Source organism: Pantoea sp. T14 (assembly GCF_036663535.1).
Taxonomy (GTDB): Bacteria; Pseudomonadota; Gammaproteobacteria; order Enterobacterales; family Enterobacteriaceae; genus Pantoea; species Pantoea phytostimulans.
Map to the genome: position 1 here is coordinate 77,996 of NZ_JAWUEB010000015.1, position 17,443 is coordinate 95,438.

The 17,443-nt window shown below is 50.8% G+C and carries 16 protein-coding genes and 1 riboswitch; of the genes, 8 read left to right on the forward strand and 8 right to left on the reverse strand.

Translation table 11 applies throughout. The features are described from left to right. Positions 1-42: 42 nt before the first annotated feature. Both SC127_RS06285 and nudF read right to left on the reverse strand, forming a co-directional pair. A complete protein-coding gene (locus SC127_RS06285; RefSeq protein ID WP_215845565.1) occupies positions 43-468 on the reverse strand; it encodes a DUF1249 family protein in 426 nt (141 codons plus the stop codon). Continuing rightward, positions 465-1,100 (reverse strand): ADP-ribose diphosphatase, encoded by a 636-nt coding sequence (nudF, locus tag SC127_RS06290; protein ID WP_243078938.1) that lies wholly within the window; start codon positions 1,098-1,100, stop codon positions 465-467. Before nudF ends, SC127_RS06285 begins: the two co-directional genes overlap by 4 nt. 214 nt (positions 1,101-1,314) lie before the next feature. Between nudF and tolC the strand changes: the two genes are divergently transcribed. The 3 genes from tolC to SC127_RS06305 all read left to right on the forward strand — a co-directional run bounded on the left by tolC (position 1,315) and on the right by SC127_RS06305 (position 4,762). Further along, positions 1,315-2,781, forward strand: coding sequence for an outer membrane channel protein TolC (gene tolC, locus SC127_RS06295; protein ID WP_243078937.1), 1,467 nt, complete (start codon positions 1,315-1,317; stop codon positions 2,779-2,781). A 142-nt stretch (positions 2,782-2,923) separates the two neighbouring features. Beyond that, positions 2,924-3,592 carry a DUF1190 family protein gene (locus tag SC127_RS06300; protein WP_243078936.1) on the forward strand — a complete coding sequence of 223 codons (669 nt, stop codon included), beginning with the start codon at positions 2,924-2,926 and terminating at the stop codon, positions 3,590-3,592. Between the two features lie 9 nt (positions 3,593-3,601). Next, the gene (locus tag SC127_RS06305; RefSeq protein WP_243078935.1) at positions 3,602-4,762 is read left to right on the forward strand and encodes a glutathionylspermidine synthase family protein; all 1,161 of its coding nucleotides are present in this window, start codon (positions 3,602-3,604) and stop codon (positions 4,760-4,762) included. 37 nt (positions 4,763-4,799) lie between these two features. Here the strand turns inward: SC127_RS06305 and ygiD are convergent, their stop codons facing one another. Continuing rightward, positions 4,800-5,585, reverse strand: coding sequence for a 4,5-DOPA dioxygenase extradiol (gene ygiD, locus SC127_RS06310; protein ID WP_332625804.1), 786 nt, complete (start codon positions 5,583-5,585; stop codon positions 4,800-4,802). Positions 5,586-5,783: 198 nt separating this feature from the next. On the opposite strand from ygiD, the gene zupT reads away from it, so the two are divergent. Both zupT and SC127_RS06320 read left to right on the forward strand, forming a co-directional pair. Beyond that, positions 5,784-6,551, forward strand: a complete 768-nt coding sequence (gene zupT, locus SC127_RS06315; RefSeq protein WP_243078934.1) for a zinc transporter ZupT — start codon at positions 5,784-5,786, stop codon at positions 6,549-6,551. A 143-nt stretch (positions 6,552-6,694) separates the two neighbouring features. Next, positions 6,695-7,078, forward strand: a complete 384-nt coding sequence (locus SC127_RS06320) for a cell wall hydrolase (protein ID WP_243078933.1) — start codon at positions 6,695-6,697, stop codon at positions 7,076-7,078. Positions 7,079-7,134: 56 nt separating this feature from the next. On the opposite strand, the gene ribB is transcribed toward SC127_RS06320, so the two are convergent. Next, positions 7,135-7,791: a 3,4-dihydroxy-2-butanone-4-phosphate synthase gene (gene ribB, locus SC127_RS06325; RefSeq protein WP_332625805.1), complete on the reverse strand. Its 657-nt coding sequence runs from the start codon at positions 7,789-7,791 to the stop codon at positions 7,135-7,137. Between the two features lie 110 nt (positions 7,792-7,901). After that, positions 7,902-8,051, reverse strand: a riboswitch (FMN riboswitch). Between the two features lie 172 nt (positions 8,052-8,223). Here ribB and ubiK point away from each other — a divergent pair. Then, positions 8,224-8,538, forward strand: a complete 315-nt coding sequence (ubiK, locus tag SC127_RS06330; protein WP_243078931.1) for a ubiquinone biosynthesis accessory factor UbiK — start codon at positions 8,224-8,226, stop codon at positions 8,536-8,538. Positions 8,539-8,579: 41 nt separating this feature from the next. Here ubiK and hldE read toward each other — a convergent pair whose 3' ends face one another. From hldE to SC127_RS06345, 3 genes are all read right to left on the reverse strand, one after another. Beyond that, on the reverse strand, positions 8,580-10,004 hold the full coding sequence (gene hldE / locus SC127_RS06335; protein WP_332625806.1) for a bifunctional D-glycero-beta-D-manno-heptose-7-phosphate kinase/D-glycero-beta-D-manno-heptose 1-phosphate adenylyltransferase HldE: 1,425 nt from the start codon (positions 10,002-10,004) through the stop codon (positions 8,580-8,582). Positions 10,005-10,079: 75 nt separating this feature from the next. Further along, positions 10,080-12,926, reverse strand: a complete 2,847-nt coding sequence (glnE, locus tag SC127_RS06340; protein WP_332625807.1) for a bifunctional [glutamate--ammonia ligase]-adenylyl-L-tyrosine phosphorylase/[glutamate--ammonia-ligase] adenylyltransferase — start codon at positions 12,924-12,926, stop codon at positions 10,080-10,082. 27 nt (positions 12,927-12,953) lie between these two features. Further along, positions 12,954-14,264: a CYTH domain-containing protein gene (locus SC127_RS06345; protein WP_332625809.1), complete on the reverse strand. Its 1,311-nt coding sequence runs from the start codon at positions 14,262-14,264 to the stop codon at positions 12,954-12,956. Between the two features lie 272 nt (positions 14,265-14,536). On the opposite strand from SC127_RS06345, the gene SC127_RS06350 reads away from it, so the two are divergent. Together SC127_RS06350 and SC127_RS06355 are read left to right on the forward strand one after the other, a co-directional pair. Then, entirely contained in the window at positions 14,537-15,157 is a 621-nt protein-coding gene (locus SC127_RS06350; protein WP_243078927.1) for a TIGR04211 family SH3 domain-containing protein, read from the forward strand. A 159-nt stretch (positions 15,158-15,316) separates the two neighbouring features. Then, positions 15,317-16,549 carry a multifunctional CCA addition/repair protein gene (locus SC127_RS06355; RefSeq protein WP_332625812.1) on the forward strand — a complete coding sequence of 411 codons (1,233 nt, stop codon included), beginning with the start codon at positions 15,317-15,319 and terminating at the stop codon, positions 16,547-16,549. Between the two features lie 16 nt (positions 16,550-16,565). On the opposite strand, the gene bacA is transcribed toward SC127_RS06355, so the two are convergent. Beyond that, on the reverse strand, positions 16,566-17,384 hold the full coding sequence (gene bacA, locus SC127_RS06360; RefSeq protein ID WP_215845555.1) for an undecaprenyl-diphosphate phosphatase: 819 nt from the start codon (positions 17,382-17,384) through the stop codon (positions 16,566-16,568). Between the last annotated feature and the right edge of the window lie 59 nt (positions 17,385-17,443).

The window sequence follows — 17,443 nt, forward strand, 5'->3', positions numbered from 1 at the left end:
GCGTTTCCTTCATCTCCACGCCATTTGATGCATTATACGCATTCAGCAAACAGGCACTGCCATTGCACCATGTGCCAGGCAATAGCGCAACCAGTCCGCGAGAAACTGATTTATCTGGTGTTTCTCATCACGCTGATGCAATTTTTTATTAGGATAATCATAACGTGCTTTAAAACGATAGATCTGCTGAGTGGAACACACTTCAGCGACCATCGCATCATGGTACAACCTTACGGACATGGAAGGCAGACTCCAGTAACTCACAGATGGCGCGACCTGGCGAATTTCAACCAAGGTGGTATAGCGCGTCGACTCTTCTATTGTCAGCTGATAACGGGCGCCACTCACCTGATAAACCACCGATGCGCCCGCCTCATCACTGCGCGGCAGCAAACGGCGCAACTGAGCGAAATTGGTTTCGCACAGCCGCATCATTTCCGGAAAGTCAGGGGTATAGCGCTGTTTCATTTTTGTGCCCACTCTTCTCTTAATTTCTCATGGTGCAACGCCAGCCATTGCAGTGCGATGACAGACGCAGCGTTATCAATTATCCCCTGTTCCACCCAGCGGTAAGCCTGTTCGCGGCTGACCACATGCACAAGAATATCCTCATTCTCTTCCTCCAGACCATGGCATCCTTGAGCCTGGCTGGCATCCACTTCTCCGACCAAAATCGACAATCTTTCGCTGGTGCCACCGGGACTGGCGAGGTAATTGAGCATCGGTTTGACTCGCCCAACCTGTAATCCCGCCTCTTCGACCGCTTCACGGCGTACCACTTGTTCAACGCTTTCACCTGGATCGATGATCCCCGCCACCATTTCCAGCAGCCAGGGCGTGGAACCCGCATCATAAGCAGGGATGCGGATCTGTTCGATCAGCACCACTTCATCACGTAAGGGATCATAAGGTAGCAGTACGGCGGCATGTCCGCGCTCAAAAACTTCACGCTGCACTTCCGCACTCATTTCGCCATTAAAACGACGATGCCGGAAGCGATAGCGCACAATCGAAAAAAAACCGTCGTAGACTGTTTCGCGTGCAATAATTTCTACATCGTTTTTTGTAAAAGTCACAGGGGATTTTTTTTCTTCCGACATCTTCTTATTCCTTATCCAGATTGGGATGGAGCGAATAAAAGCCAACCTTTATGCTTTATCCGAGTGGTTGTTTCTGAATTATTTACGTAAATTAGGCGTAGAAGGCACGTTCAGCCAACTTATCACACAGTTGCACTCTGCTAGAATCGGCGATAATTTTTTGGCTTATTCGGCAGCGCTACCACTGCAATTTGCTGCAACAAAAGGAATGCAAATGAAAAAACTGCTCCCATTTTTTATTGGGCTGAGCCTGGGCGGTTTCAGCTTCGCCAGTCAGGCAGAAGACCTGCTTCAGGTTTATCAACAAGCGCGACTGAGTAACCCAGATCTGCGCAGTGCTGCGGCAGATCGTGATTCAGCCTTTGAGAAAATCAACGAAGCGCGTAGCCCTTTATTACCCCAACTCGGTTTGGGTGCAGATTACACCTACAATAACGGTTATCGCGACAGCAGCGGACTTCACTCCAATACCACTAGCGGAACCTTACAATTAACGCAAACCATCTTTGACATGTCAAAATGGCGTGCGCTGACGCTGCAAGAGAAAGCTGCGGGCATCCAGGATGTCACTTACCAGGTTGCACAACAGGATCTGATCCTGAACACGGCGACCGCCTACTTCAACGTGTTGAAAGCGATTGATACCCTTTCCTACACTGAAGCGCAGAAACAGTCGATTTATCGTGAATTAGATCAAACTACACAGCGTTTTAATGTGGGATTGGTTGCCATTACTGACGTGCAGAACGCCCGTGCGCAATATGACAGCGTCTTAGCGGACGAAGTGACTGCACGCAACAACCTTGATAATACCGTTGAGTCGTTGCGTCAGATTACCGGTATGGATTATTTGTCGTTAGCATCACTGAATATTGATCGCTTCAAAACCAGCAAGCCAGATGCAGTGAACGCACTGCTGAAGCAAGCGGAAAGCCGTAACCTGACCTTGTTGTCCGCACGCCTGAACCAGGATTTAGCGCGTGAGCAAATTCGTTCTGCTGAAACGGGCCACATGCCAACGCTGGATTTGACTGCTTCAACGGGTATGTCTAACAGCAAATACGGTGGCAGCCGTGCGAATCAATCAACCAGTTCAGCTGACTCGATTACAGGCTCAAATCAGGTTGGTCTGAGCTTCTCATTACCGCTGTACAGTGGTGGTTCGGTCACGTCGCAGGTTAAACAAGCGCAGTACAACTTTGTCAGTGCCAGCGAGCAGTTAGAAAGCGCGCACCGTTCTGCCGTGCAAACCGTGCGCTCTTCTTACAACAACGTTAATGCTTCAGTAAGTAGCATTGATGCCTACAAACAGGCGGTTGTTTCTGCTCAGAGCTCACTGGATGCTTCAGAAGCTGGTTATCAAGTTGGTACGCGTACCATCGTTGATGTGTTGGATGCGACCACGACGTTATACAACGCCAAACAGCAACTTTCTGATGCTCGTTATAGCTATCTGATTAACCAGCTTAACATCAGCTATGCGCTGGGTACGCTCAATGAGCAAAACCTGCAGACGCTGAACAGCCAACTGGGTAAAGAGATCGCAACTTCACCAGAAACTGTTGCGCCTGAAAATGCTCAGCAAACAGCTCGCGTTGATAATGGCCCTGCTGCTAATGCATCGGCGTCAGCTGCACGTCCTGCTGCAGCCAGAAATACCGGAAACCCATTCGGTAATTAATCCTGATGCGGGTCGCTTTGCGGCCCGCTTCTCTTTCAAACGTATAGCTACGTAAAGATCCTTTCCCCTTCCCGGCTTCAGCTTCAATTTCCCCCCTCCATCCCCTATCCTAAGTGCTACCTTTGGGCAAAGGATCATGATAATGAAACGGACAAAATCTATTCGCTATGCTGCTTTTCGCAAAAGCTGGCAAGCCAGACATTTAACGCCAGTCGCTATCGCCGTCTCGGCGGTATTTATGCTGGCTGGCTGCGAAAAAAACGATGAAACCGTGTCGCTCTACCAGAATGCGGATGAATGTGCGAAAGCCAATCCAAGTCAGAGCGCGCAATGCACCACGGCTTACAACAACGCGTTAAAGGAAGCGGAACGTACTGCACCAAAATATGCAACGCGTGAAGATTGTGTGGCTGAATTTGGTGAAAACCAATGCCAGCAAACACCTGCTCAAGCAGGCGTCGGCACGAATAATGCCGAAAACCAACAGAGTGGCAGCTTCTGGATGCCATTAATGGCTGGCTATATGATGGGCCGCATGATGGGCGGCGGCGCGGGATTCGCGCAGCAACCACTGTTCTCACCGAAAGCTGCAAACAGCCCAGCACGAGGCCAGTTTGTTGATGCTTCAGGCCGTAACTATGGTTCTGCCACTTCAGGCCGCACTATGAATGTGCCAAAAACCGCATTAGCCCCTAAACCCGCGACAACGTCAACCGTAACGCGGGGTGGCTTCGGTGAAACCGTCGCCAAGCAAAATGCCATGCAACGCAGCAGCGCCACCGGAACATCCAACCGCTCGCTGGGAGGCTAAAACCGCCATATGCAACGCATTGCTATTTCTGAGCGCCCAGGCTGGCGAGAAAAAGCCACTGAATTTGGTTTTCGTTTTCATACCATGCATGGCGAGCCTTACTGGTGTGAAGACGCTTATTATCAGTTCACGCTGGCACAAATTGACCAGCTAGAGGAGACCACTGCTGAATTACACCAGATGTGTTTGCAGGTAGTGGAGAAAGTGGTAAGCAGCGAGGCGTTGCTGACCAAATTCCGTATTCCCAAACATACGTGGGATTTTGTCCGCGATTCATGGCAACAGCGTCAACCCTCTCTTTATTCGCGTCTCGATCTCGCCTGGGACGGTAAAGGTGATGCAAAGCTGCTGGAAAATAATGCCGATACCCCAACCTCACTGTATGAAGCGGCTTTTTTTCAATGGCTTTGGCTGGAAGATCAGCTTAATGCAGGCCAATTGCCGGCCGGCAGCGATCAATTCAACAGCCTGCAAGAAAAGCTGATTGAGCGCTTCGCTAACCTGCATCAGCAGCATGGCTTCCAGTGGTTGCATTTTGCCTGCTGTCGGGACACTGATGAAGATCGCGGCACCGTGCAATATCTGCAAGATTGCGCGACCGAAGCGGGATTACCGAGCGAATTTCTTTTCATTGATGAAATTGGTTTGGGTGAAAAAGGCGAGTTTACTGATGCTCACGATCAGGTAATCAGTAATCTCTTCAAGCTCTATCCTTGGGAATTCATGCTGCGCGAGATGTTTTCAACCAAGTTGGCAGATGCTGGCGTACGCTGGTTAGAGCCTGCCTGGAAAAGCATTTTGTCAAACAAAGCCTTGTTGCCCATGTTGTGGCAGATGTTCCCAAATCACCCGAATTTGTTGCCTGCCTATTTCGCGGAAGATGATGTTCCACCTATGACGAAGTATGTGGTCAAGCCGCTTTTTTCACGCGAAGGCGCCAATATTCGTATTGTTGAGAATGGTACTGAAATTGCTCGCGTTGACGGGCCGTACGGTGAAGAAGGCATGATTGTGCAGGAATTTTATCCGCTGCCAAAATTTGGCGACAGCTATACGCTGATCGGCAGTTGGCTAATAGACGATCAACCCGCCGGGATTGGCTTACGTGAAGATCGTGACTTGATCACCCAAGATCTTTCTCGCTTTTATCCGCACGCCTTTATTGAATAAAAATGAACAGGCCAGATAAATGGCCTGTTCATTATTTTTACCCAACCTGTACTGACAACATACTGATTGCACCTAATTCCATACCCTCAATGGGAATGGTCACGGGTTCATCCGGCTGACGTGCGCCCAAAACATACAGAAGTGGCAGATAATGTTCCGGCGTAGGATTCGAAAGGCTGGCCCCTTCATGCTGCATAAAATTCACCAATGGATGCGTTTCAGCCTCACTTTGTAATGCCAGATTTTCACGCACAAATTGATTAAAGCGACTTGCCCACGGATAGATGTCATCCCCGCCGCCCCAGCGCACCATTCGCAGGTTATGTACCACATTGCCGCTTGCCACAATCATCACGCCCTGATCACGCAGCGTTGCTAATTTACGCCCCATTTCAAAATGCCAGGCTGCAGGTTTAGTCGCGTCAATACTCAACTGCACCACAGGAATATCGGCTTCAGGATACATTTTAATCAATACGCCCCAGGAACCGTGATCGAATCCCCATTCCTGATCAAGCTGAACCGGAACAGGCGACAGCAATTTAGCAATCTCTTCCGCCAAATCAGGCGAGCCCGGCGCAGGATAACGTGTGTCAAACAGTGCTTGAGGAAAACCGCCAAAGTCATGAATGGTGCGTGGGTTTTCCATCGCCGTTATTGCGGTGCCTCGCGTGTACCAGTGCGCAGAAATAGCAAGAATGGCGCGTGGGCGCGGTAGCGTTTCACCTGCTTCCCGCCAGGCTTCGGTATAACGGTTTTCTTCTAACACGTTCATAGGGCTGCCATGTCCCAAAAACAGCGCCGGCATACGTAACTGACTCATGAATCTTTCCTAAAAAAGTGCCGCTTTGATAACCGTTACGATACGCCGTTTATGCCGCTAATCACGCGGATAAGCATGATGATGATCATCAGAGAATTTGAATGATCTTTTTTCGACATTTCTTTACGTAACAAAACTCGATCTTTTGTAAGGTTAAAGGTACTTTAACTGGGAATCATTATCATTAAGGAGAGTGCAATGTCAGTACCTTTACTGCTTACCGTGCTGGCAGGTGCCGCGACTTTTATCGGCGCGCTATTGGGTGTGATAGGACAAAAACCTTCTAATCGAGTGCTCGCATTTGCTCTCGGTTTTGCTGCTGGCATCATGCTGCTGATCTCGCTTATGGAGATGCTGCCTGCTGCATTACATGCGGAAGGTATGTCGCCAATCTTGGGTTATGGCATGTTTATGCTGGGCCTGCTGGGATACTTCGCTTTAGACCGCATGCTGCCGCATCAGCATCCACAAGATATGGTCGCGGTTAAACGCCGTCCGACTAATTTGCGTCGTACCGCTATCTTGTTGACGTTGGGCATTAGTTTGCACAACTTCCCGGAAGGCGTTGCAACCTATGTTACCGCCAGCAGTGATATGGAACTTGGTATGGGGATCGCGCTTGCGGTGGCCATACATAACATTCCGGAAGGATTAGCTGTCGCCGGGCCGATGTATGCTGCCACGGGTTCAAAAATGAAAGCGATCTTTTGGGCCTGCGTATCGGGAATGGCAGAAATTTTAGGTGGCGTTATCGCTTTTATGCTGCTGGGCCCCATGGTTTCGCCAGTGATTATCGCTGCCGTTATGGCGGCCGTTGCAGGAATTATGGTGGCTTTATCCGTAGATGAACTGATGCCATTAGCGCGCGAAATTGACCCGCATAACAATCCTAGTTACGGCGTATTATGTGGCATGACCGTCATGGGTTTAAGCCTGACGCTCTTACAAACCACCGGTATCGGCTGAGCAAGAATCGTCGCAAATCACTGATAAAAAAAGCATTGCTGAATGATTTATACTCAATAAACCTCTAACCGAGACGGGTCTTGTACGGTCGGCCACCTTCACTAATTACACTCCGTTGCACGTCAATAAACCAACGGAGCGTTATGTTAGTCCAAGGTGCCATATTATGCCTGGCGCTGAACATTTATCACGAAGCGCGTGGTGAACCGTTAATGGGACAAATTGCCGTCGGCACGGTAACCATGAACAGGGCAAAATGGGATGTGAAAGAAATCTGTCCGGTGGTGTATGCACCGAAACAGTTTTCCTGGACATCTCTAAAAAAAAATCCGCATTCACATCCCCCAGCACATGACAAAAGCTGGCAGCGAGCGCAAGAGCTTGCGAACAGAATTATTAATGGGGAAGTGGAAGATGTGACGAAAGGAGCAACTTATTTTCATGCTCATCGGGTTAAGCCCGGCTGGCGTCACGCATTTGAACGTACCGTTGTGATCGGTAATCACATTTTTTATGCCAGTAGATAAAAGACAAAACAGGCCGGAAATCCGGCCTGTTTCATTTCATTTATAACGCAGGTTAATCAGCTCGCCTGGCGCGTTTCACGATCGCGACGAAAAGCCACTAAATCTTCAATAGTCACTACCGGCATATCATGCTGTTTCGCAAACACGATAGCTTCAGGTGCATGCGCCATCGAACCGTCATCATTCGTAAGCTCACACAATACGCCTGCGGGTTTAAAACCAGCCAGCGTAACCAAATCAATGGTTGCTTCAGTATGGCCACCGCGCGTTAACACGCCGCCATCGCGAGCGCGCAAAGGGAATACGTGGCCAGGACGATTCAAATCGCTCGGTTTGGCATTGTCAGCAACAGCCGCACGGATCGTTGTGATGCGGTCTTTGGCCGAAACGCCGGTGGTAACGCCTTCAGCAGCTTCAATAGTGACGGTAAAACCGGTGCCGTATGAACTGGTGTTATTTTCCACCATCATCGGTAAATCGAGCTGTTGACGACGTTCTTCAGTCAGGCACAGACAAACAATGCCGCTGCCGTGACGAATGGTGAGCGCCATTTGCTCAACGGTCATCGTTTCAGCGGCAAAGATCATATCACCTTCGTTTTCACGATTTTCATCGTCAAGCACCATCACACCGCGTCCATTACGCAGTGCGGCGATGGCACGTTCTACACGCTGTTCCGGCGTGCCAAATTCAGAAAGTAGCGTCTGATTCATGGTAATAAAAACCTTTTAAATGTATTGGGTTACCAGAATCAGGGCGAGCTTAGGAGTGACGTCAACAGACGTGGCAATAACGTGGCGTGGACAAAAAGCCCAGCAGATGTCTTTACCCTCTCCCATCCGGACTTTAACCGTCGGCTCCGGAATTACACCGGATCTGCTGACCTTCACGATCACTTGTGAAGCGCTCGCGGGCTTTCAGCTGACGCTGATTTACCGCCGGTGGGGAGTTTCGCCCCGCCCTGAGAATAAGCAAAATTACTATAGCGCCGATCAACTGGAGCGGCAATCAACAAAACTGCAAATGCTTTGGCATTTCCTGCGTTACCGATTTCAGGTTTAACCTTTTCATTTCTGGCATTACACTTAGCAGATATCGAGTGCGCACAACTGCTGCCATCAGCAACCCGTAACCAGGAAATAATCATGATCGACACGAAAAAAATTGAACAAATTGCACGCCAGGTCCATGAAGCGATGCCGAAGGGAATTCGTGAGTTTGGTGACGATGTCGAAAAGAAAATTCGTCAGGTTCTTCAGGCGCAACTGACGCGTATGGATTTGGTCAACCGCGAAGAGTTTGATGTGCAGACGCAGGTATTACTGCGTACACGCGAGAAACTGTCTGCGTTGGAGCAACGTTTGGCGCAGTTAGAGAGCCAAAACGCACCCGCACCGGCACCCGCAGTGATCACGCCACAGGAAGCGGCAGTGATCAAACCGGAAAATACCCCGGAATAAAATGACAAAGCGGGAGAGCCTTCTCCCGCTTATTACATTATTTACTGGCCACGAATGGTTTTAATAATGTTGGTCGTTGAAATACCGTCTTCAAAGTTCAGCACACGTACATCACCGCCGTTGGCCCAAACCTCTTTGCTTCCCGCAATATCTTCAGGTTTGTAATCGCCGCCTTTTACCAGCAAATCAGGCAATATACCGGCGATCAAACGCTGCGGCGTATCTTCTTCAAACACCACAACCCAATCTACCGCTTCCAACGCGCCCAGTACGATCATGCGGTTTTCTTGTGGATTAACCGGACGACTCTCACCTTTCAACCGCTTGGTAGAAGCGTCGCTGTTAACCGCAACAATCAAACGATCACCCAGCTTACGTGCATTAGCGAGATAAGAAACGTGACCGGCGTGAAGGATGTCGAATACACCGTTGGTCATCACCACTTTTTCGCCGCGCTTGCGTGCCATTTCAACGGCCACTTTTAATTGCGCTTCGCTCATGATGCCAAAACCCTGTTCAGGGCGGGCGTGGATCGCGTTTTCCAGCTCAACGGTGCTAACCGTTGATGTGCCTAATTTTCCGACGACAACACCCGCTGCCGCATTGGCAAGGAAACAGGCTTCTTCCAGTGAGTTTCCGGCGGCCAAGGCTGCGGCTAATACGCCAATTACCGTGTCGCCCGCTCCCGTAACGTCGTAAACTTCTTGCGCCTGGGTCGGTAAATGCAGCGGCGTTTTACCCGGCTGAAGCAATGTCATGCCATTTTCAGAACGAGTTACCAACAATGCCGACAGGTCATAGTCTGCAATCAGCTGCATGCCACGCGTGACAATTTCGTCTTCGCTCTTACACTTGCCAACCACTGCTTCAAACTCTGAAAAGTTAGGGGTAAGTAAGGTCGCACCGCGATAGCGTTCGAAATCAGTACCTTTAGGATCGATTAATACCGGTACTTTCGCTTCGCGTGCCAGGTTAATCATTGCCTGCACGCTGCTCAGGGCGCCTTTAGCGTAATCAGAAAGCACCAGCGCACCGGTAGAGGCTAACGACTGACGCATACGCTGATGAATAGGCTCTGGATCGACCTGCTCAAATCCTTCTTCAAAATCAAGGCGGATAAGCTGTTGATTACGAGAAAGTACGCGCAGTTTAGTGATGGTAGGATGACTTTTTATTGCCACGAAATCACAGTTAACATTGACGTCTTTCAACGTGCTACTCAGTACTCGTGCCGCATCGTCCTCGCCCGTCAAACCGATCAAACGTGATGCTGCGCCAAGTGCAGCAATGTTCATTGCTACGTTCGCCGCGCCGCCAGGACGCTCTTCAACCGTGTCCACTTTCACTACCGGTACCGGCGCTTCAGGTGAAATACGGCTGGTTGGGCCATACCAGTAACGATCTAACATCACATCGCCGACGACCAGCACCGAGGCTTGACCAAACGCGGGCAGAGTCACTTTCATTCCAGACACTCCAGACTGCTGTAAAAATAGTGCGCGGATAATATCACAGTTGCGAAATGTGCTATTAGCCGGCGCTTAGAGAGAAACCGGTGAAACCAGCCAACGCTGCCAGCTCTCTTTCACCGTTTGCCGTTCGACTTCAAATGCTTCTGGCTCAACATGGCCAGGAAGCTCCTGTAAGGCAAGATGATGCAATGCATCACGCAACGCGACGTAAGCCTGCGTCAACGCGAGCGCCTCATCTTCCTGCATGATGTGGTGCTTCGCCATCAGCTCGAAAATTCGCACATTATCTGACCAGCGCGTCAGCACTGGTTGTTGTGTGGCGTAGCGTAGGACAAGATATTGCGCGATGAATTCAATGTCGGTTATGCCGCCTTCGTCGGCTTTGATGTCCCAACGACCTTTATGCTTGTTACTGAGATGGGTACGCATTTTCTCACGCATCTCCCGTACTTCAGTTTGCAGGCCACCCGCCTCACGCGACAAACATAAAATACCGCGACGAATTTCGCTAAAACGCTCCCCTAATGCGGGTTCTCCAAACACTACGCGAGCCCGCACCAGCGCCTGATGTTCCCATGTCCAGGCTTCTTGATGCTGATACTCAGCAAAGGCGTCGAAAGTACTGACTAACATGCCTGCTGCACCTGAAGGCCGCAGGCGGGCATCAACCTCATAGAGAATGCCGGAAGAGGTACGGGTGCTAAACAAATGCATCACCCGCTGCGCCAGCCGCAGGTAAAACTGGCGGCCATCAATACTGCGTTCACCATCAGTGACTGCATTCAGGGGGCAATCGTGCAGGAACACTAAATCAAGATCAGAGCTGTAACCCAGTTCCCAACCGCCTAATTTGCCGTAGCCTAATACCGCAAAACCACGCTCATTTTCATCTTTAAGGTGTGAAGGTCGGCCATAGCGGTGCAGCATCATGTTCCACGCTTGCTGCACCACGGATTCTATAATCGCTTCTGCCAGCCAGGTTAAGTGATCGCTGACTTTCATTACCGGCAAGGTTTCAGCAATATCCGCTGCTGCAATACGCAAAAGCTGGGCCTGCTTAAATTGGCGTAGCGCTTCAAGCTGTTGCTCTTCGTCATCGGTAGGAATACGCATCAGGTATTGGCGTAATTCATCACGATACGCATCGGTGGCAGTAGGTTGATACAGCGTAGCGGGATCAAGCAACTCATCCAGCAGTAAAGGATGGCGCGCCAGTTGGCTGGCGACCATCGGTGAAGCGGCACAGAGGCGAATGAGATGACGCAGCGCACCGTGGTATTCGGTTAGCAACTCAAGGTAGGTACTGCGCGTAATGACGCCGAGTAATAAAGGTGTCAAACGGCTAAACGTCACCGCAGCATCTGTTCGCAGGCAGATTTCACTGAGCAAGCGCGGCATGAGCTGATCAAGCGCCTGGCGCCCACGCGGCCCAATAGTGCGCCGATTAATATCCTGACGGAACGCCTCCAGCGTTTGATGCAGCGAACGACGTTGCTCTTCATTGAGTTGCGGCATTAACGGCACCAGATCATCCTCGTCCAGCTTGTCCTGCCACAGCCCGATGAATTCAGCCAGTTCGCGCTGGTCGTCAATGTCCGGCGTATCTTCACCGATCAACTCATCGAAAATAGCGCGCACAGATGACATGTGCGTTTCCATCTGCGCCATTAATGCCAGCCAGCCATCGGTATTCATCGCCCATGCTAGTCGCGCGCGATTAAGTTCATCGTCAGGTAAGGTTTGGGTTTGTTGATCGCCCAGACTTTGCAGTAGGTTTTCCAGCCGACGTAGAAACAGATAAGCATGACGCAATGCGTCAATTTGCTCAGCGGGTAACAGCGCCAGCTCGCCAATCGCCGCCAACGTTGGCATGAGGGCACGCAGTTGAAGTGAACGCTCACGTCCACCCCGAATCAGCTGAAAGACCTGAACAATAAATTCGGTTTCACGAATGCCACCCGCACCCAGCTTGATATTGTTTTTCAGGCCGCGTCGACGTACTTCACGCGCGATCATGCTTTTCATATTACGCAGCGACTGGATCACGCTAAAGTCGATGTAACGACGATAGACAAAAGGTCGCAGCATTTGTTGCAGTTCCTGGCTCCAGCGATCCTGCTCATCGCCCATCAGGCGCGCTTTGACCATGGCGTAACGCTCCCAGTCTCGGCCTTGTTCCTGATAATAATCTTCCAGTGCGGCAAAACTGAGCACCAGCGGGCCGCTATCACCAAACGGGCGCAAACGCATATCAACCCGATAAACGAAGCCATCAATCGTGGGCTGATCCAATACTTTAATCAGTCTCTGCCCCATGCGCGTGAAAAACTGCGCGTTATCAAGCTCCCGCCGTCCTCCACGCGTCACGCCATTTTCTGGCCAGGCAAAGATTAAATCGATGTCAGAGGAGAAGTTGAGTTCTCCTCCACCGAGCTTACCCATGCCGAGAATCAGCATCGGCTGGGCATCGCCTTCTGCGTTGCAGGGCGTGCCAAAATCCTGGCAGCAATCCTGATACACCCAATCACGGGCGCGGCAAATAAGGACTTCGGCTAAAACGCTCAGCTGTTGCAGGCTTTGTTCGGTACTCGCGTGAGACAAGCACTGCATCCATGCAATGCGAACCAGCATTCGACGACGAAACAGCCGCAGCACACGCATCAATGTTGCTTCGCTGTCGACTGTCTGCATTTCCAACGCCAGCCAGTTAGCGTAATGTCGCCACTCATCCGCTTGCGGCGACTCTCGCTGAATCTCTTGCCACCAGTCGGGATGTCGTTGCAGATTTTCCACCACGAAATCGCTAAACGCCAGGCCCGCGACCTGCTCTGCGCTTAACGAGGCAAAAGGCGCGCCCAATCGCACTGCGGCACTTTCAGCTTGTGATCGTAATAATGCAGGTAATTCTGGCAACATATTCCCTCCCTGATGATGTGTTCGGACTTAACGCGCTGGACCGCTGCTTTTCCAGAAAGCAGGTTGCTTGATGGCCTGCCCAGCCAGCCACGGCAATCCATTTTCCTCATGCGCCTCAATAGCCAGTTGCAGCTGTTGCCATGGCGCCAGCCAAATCGCCACGGCTTCCTGCACATACGCGCCTGCCAGCAAATGAACGGTGAGCAGCTGACGAGCAAGGCGTGTCGCTTTGTCATGGTACTCATTGGGCTGCTTGACCGCGCTAAACGTCTCTTTAAGATCGGCATTGATGCGGGCTAACATAATATCGCTGAAACGTTTGAAGGAAGCCTGAAGCTTGGTCTTACCTTTTTCATCAATCCATTGTTGCCAGTGCGATTCAACCAACCAGCGAGTGAGTGCTAACTGTGTTTCAACAGAGAGTGGAGAGAAGCAAAAATCCTGCGCGTTGACCTCTTCATTCGCTAAGATCTCTTCTAACGTTGTCAGCTTTTGGCGCAGCTCGCTGCTGGCTTTACGTGGTACTAAAGCGCCGAATAAAGCAAACGCCTGACGTAAAACTTCCAGCGCTTCGCGCACGGCATCTTGCGCAGAGCCATTACCCCGTAACCAAACTTCTTCATGGTATTGCCAATGGTTTAGTCCAGCTGACAGCGCGGCAATCATGCCCTCTTCAACCGTGACTTTTGCATCGGTTTTCAACACGGGGAAAGCACGAACGGGACGAGGCAGGTTGCCCTGCGCCAGTTGATAGCCACGTGCAGCTTTACTCAGGCTGCCCAATCGAAGCCCGCTGACTGCGATCAGCTGTTGAGCGAAAGCCAGCATGTCGCTACGCTCGCCCTGTTTGAGTTCCAGCTCGACTTCAAACAGCGGCTCGCTGAAAGACTCTGTGGCAACCTCACCCCGATCAAATGCGACTTCGATTTCACTGCCGCCGAAGGTCACCAACCAAATTTCGCGTTGGAAATGCGTAGTAAACAGTGGCTGCAAACGCTGCTGCAAGTCAGCTATGTCGGTTTCTTTCGGCCAGATTTCAACAGGTAATTGAGTGATATCGAGTTTCGGCTCAACCAGATCTACGTTATATTCCTGGCGCTGGTGTAAACCACCCAGCGTTTTGCCGCCGCCTTTTAGCGTCATTTCATAGCGTTGATCGACACCACGAATGCGCAAACCCATATCCCAACGACGCAACTGATTGTCGTCGGTTTCAAAATAGATATTGGTTAACTCACGCGCAGCCTGATACTGATGCGGCCACGCCACGAGTGCGTCTGCCAATTTCTCGGCAGCCTGTGATGTCGCAATGAACTTTAGTTCGATTTCAATGGTCATAATTTTTTATTCAATACGCCGCTGGCACTTAAGAGGTTTTCCCTCGCATATTCCAGGCCGCAATCAGCGAATTAATGCAGTTGCAGCTTGAAAGCTAAAGGGGTTATCAGGCGAAGATTAATGCACAGAAGCCGGGCTGTCTCTGCTTTCTTTGTGCTTTCGCAGCCCTTTTCGCAGGTAATTGAGACCAGGATAGTTCTCATTCAGATTTATGCGAAGCCTCTCCAGACTGTGCCGGTAAATTTTTAGTCATCAAGCAAATACGAAATCTAATGAAAAAAATCACACTCGCTGGAATTACTTTGCTGGCTCTCAGCACTCTCGCACCTGCCCACGCCGAAGAAAAACGTTACGTTTCCGATGAATTGTCTACCTGGGTTCGCAGCGGACCAGGCGATCAGTTTCGCCTGCTTGGTAAGCTGAACGCAGGTGAAGAAGTGCAGTTGGTGCAAACCAACAACGACACGAATTACGGCCAGATCCGTGATTCAGAAGGCCGCACTACGTGGATTCCGTTGTCACAGTTGAGCGCCAGTCCAAGCCTGCGTACACGCGTGCCGCAGCTAGAGCAGCAGGTTAAAGATCTTACCGCCAAGCTGGATAACATCGATAACAGCTGGAATCAACGCACCTCTGAAATGCAGAACAAAGTCGCTAACAGCGACAGCGTCATTACCGGTCTGCAAAATGATAATCAGAAGCTGAAAAACGAGCTGATTGTCGCCCAGAAGAAAGTCAGCGCCGCTAACGTGCAGTTGGATGACAAACAGCGCACCATCATTATGCAGTGGTTTATGTATGGTGGCGGCGTACTCGGTGTTGGTCTGCTGTTGGGCTTGTTATTGCCACACATGATCCCAAGCCGGAAGAAAAAAGATCGCTGGATGAACTAACGCGTATCTGTTTGTTTATAAAAGGGGATCGCCAGATGCCCTTTTTCGCATGCCTGCAATCTGGCAAATGTGTGCAACAATAAAACAACATGCACACCTGAATTCAGGAGCAGGAAGCCGCAGGTGCGTAAGTCACTTATTTATCTCTGGAGTTGTTGAGTGAAGACGTTTCTTGTAGGTGGCGCAGTACGTGATGCGCTCTTGAATCTGCCGGTTAAAGACAAAGATTGGGTCGTTGTTGGTGCCACGCCAGAAGCCATGCTTGAGCAAGGCTATCAACAAGTTGGGCGCGACTTCCCGGTTTTCCTCCATCCTAAAAGCCGGGAAGAGTATGCGTTAGCACGTACCGAGCGCAAAAACGGCACAGGCTATACCGGGTTTGTAACGTGGTCGGCACCGGACGTAACGCTGGAGCAAGATCTGCAGCGTCGCGATCTGACCATTAACGCCATTGCCCGCGACGAAGAAGGTCGCCTGTTCGATCCCTATCATGGCCAACGCGACATTGCCGAGCGCCTGCTGCGCCACGTTTCCATGGCTTTTAATGAAGACCCGCTGCGCGTGTTGCGTGTTGCGCGATTCGCAGCCCGCTTCGCACACCTTAATTTCCGCATTGCCGATGAAACCCAAGCGCTAATGCGGGCGATGGTGGAAAGCGGAGAACTTGCTGATCTCACCGCTGAACGTGTCTGGAAAGAGACTGAGAAAGCCCTGACGACGCGTAATCCTCAGGTTTACTTTCAGGTCTTACGTGATTGCGGTGCACTCAAGGTGTTGTTCCCCGAGATCGATAATCTTTTTGGTATTCCGGCTCCGGCAAAATGGCATCCAGAAATTGATACTGGCGTTCACACCTTGATGACACTGGCTATGGCAGCGGCTTTATCTGATTCATTGGACGTGCGTTTTGCCACGCTGTTTCATGATATTGGCAAGGCCCTGACGCCGCCCGAAAAGTGGCCAAGCCATCATGGACATGGCCCGGCAGGCGTTCCCTTGGTTGAAGCATTGTGTCAGCGCCTGCGCGTACCAAACGCCATTCGAGATTTAGCCTTGGTCGTCACTGAGTTTCATGACGTGGTGCATACTATTGAGCGCCAATCTGCAGAGTCGTTAGTGGCGTTGTTTGATCGCATTGATGCCTGGCGTAAACCCCAACGTGTTGAACAGATGGCGCTGACCAGTGAAGCGGATGCGCGTGGACGTGCAGGTTTAGAAAGCATGCCTTATCCGCAAGGCGACTATTTACGCCGCGCTTTTGCAGTGGCACAAGCTGTGCCCACCAAGGCAGTGGTTGAGGCTGGATTTAAAGGAATTGAAGTGCGGGAGGAGCTCACGCGACGACGTATTGCTGCCGTCGCTGAGGGTATTACGACTTCGCGGCCAGCATGACTGGCCGCGAAACGGTTTACATAAAGATCGTGTAAACCACCGCTGCAAGGATGAAGCGGTAGATAGCAAACGAAACGAAAGAGATTCGCTTGATGAGCTCAAGGAAGACTTTGATGGCGATCATCGCGACGACAAATGCAGTAATGAAACCCACCGCAAACATCGGGAAATCTTCCATGGTCAGGAAACCGATGCTCTTGTAGAGGTCTAATCCTGTTGCGCCAATCATCATCGGCACCGCCAGGATGAATGAAAATTCTGATGCCGCATAGCGGCTCACGCCCATGAGCATGCCGCCAGAAATAGTCGCACCTGAACGCGAGAAGCCCGGCCACAGCGCCAGACACTGGAAGCAACCGATCATAAACGCCTGACGATAAGTGATATCGTCAATACCAACCGCTTTAGGCTGCTTAGGTTTGAAAAACTCCGCCGCCAGCAACAGCACACCCCCTACCACTAACGCATACATCACGTTTATCGGGTTAAACAGCGTTTTGATTTGATCATGAAATGCCAGCCCAACCACCACGGCTGGCACCATGCCCAGCAGAATGTGGATCAGCGTTAAATGTCCGCTGCCGATGCCCTCATGTTTCACTTCACCGAAGCGAATACCAATTAAACCAAACAGGCGGCGCCAGAACATCACCACTACCGCCAGAATCGAACCCAGCTGAATCACAACTTCAAACGTTTCAGCCTTTTGCCCTTCAAAGCCCAGCAGGTGGCCAACTATAATCATGTGCCCTGTTGAAGAGACCGGTAAAAACTCGGTTAACCCTTCGACAATGCCCAGGATTGCAGCTACCCAAAGCTGATGAATATCTGCCATCAAATTTTCCCTCTATCCGTGTTAAAACCATTAAAAAGGCGGTAGCGCGAGGGCTATCG

Excerpts from the sequence above, each read along its gene's own strand:
- SC127_RS06345 (WP_332625809.1), bottom strand. The coding sequence starts at position 14,264 with ATGACCATTGAAATCGAACTAAAGTTCATTGCGACATCACAGGCTGCC.
- hldE (WP_332625806.1), bottom strand. The coding sequence starts at position 10,004 with ATGAAAGTGACTCTGCCCGCGTTTGGTCAAGCCTCGGTGCTGGTCGTC.
- tolC (WP_243078937.1), top strand. The coding sequence starts at position 1,315 with ATGAAAAAACTGCTCCCATTTTTTATTGGGCTGAGCCTGGGCGGTTTC.
- ygiD (WP_332625804.1), bottom strand. The coding sequence starts at position 5,585 with ATGAGTCAGTTACGTATGCCGGCGCTGTTTTTGGGACATGGCAGCCCT.
- SC127_RS06285 (WP_215845565.1), bottom strand. The coding sequence starts at position 468 with ATGAAACAGCGCTATACCCCTGACTTTCCGGAAATGATGCGGCTGTGC.
- glnE (WP_332625807.1), bottom strand. The coding sequence starts at position 12,926 with ATGTTGCCAGAATTACCTGCATTATTACGATCACAAGCTGAAAGTGCC.
- SC127_RS06305 (WP_243078935.1), top strand. The coding sequence starts at position 3,602 with ATGCAACGCATTGCTATTTCTGAGCGCCCAGGCTGGCGAGAAAAAGCC.
- zupT (WP_243078934.1), top strand. The coding sequence starts at position 5,784 with ATGTCAGTACCTTTACTGCTTACCGTGCTGGCAGGTGCCGCGACTTTT.
- ubiK (WP_243078931.1), top strand. The coding sequence starts at position 8,224 with ATGATCGACACGAAAAAAATTGAACAAATTGCACGCCAGGTCCATGAA.
- nudF (WP_243078938.1), bottom strand. The coding sequence starts at position 1,100 with ATGTCGGAAGAAAAAAAATCCCCTGTGACTTTTACAAAAAACGATGTA.
- ribB (WP_332625805.1), bottom strand. The coding sequence starts at position 7,791 with ATGAATCAGACGCTACTTTCTGAATTTGGCACGCCGGAACAGCGTGTA.
- bacA (WP_215845555.1), bottom strand. The coding sequence starts at position 17,384 with ATGGCAGATATTCATCAGCTTTGGGTAGCTGCAATCCTGGGCATTGTC.
- SC127_RS06320 (WP_243078933.1), top strand. The coding sequence starts at position 6,695 with ATGTTAGTCCAAGGTGCCATATTATGCCTGGCGCTGAACATTTATCAC.
- SC127_RS06350 (WP_243078927.1), top strand. The coding sequence starts at position 14,537 with ATGAAAAAAATCACACTCGCTGGAATTACTTTGCTGGCTCTCAGCACT.
- SC127_RS06300 (WP_243078936.1), top strand. The coding sequence starts at position 2,924 with ATGAAACGGACAAAATCTATTCGCTATGCTGCTTTTCGCAAAAGCTGG.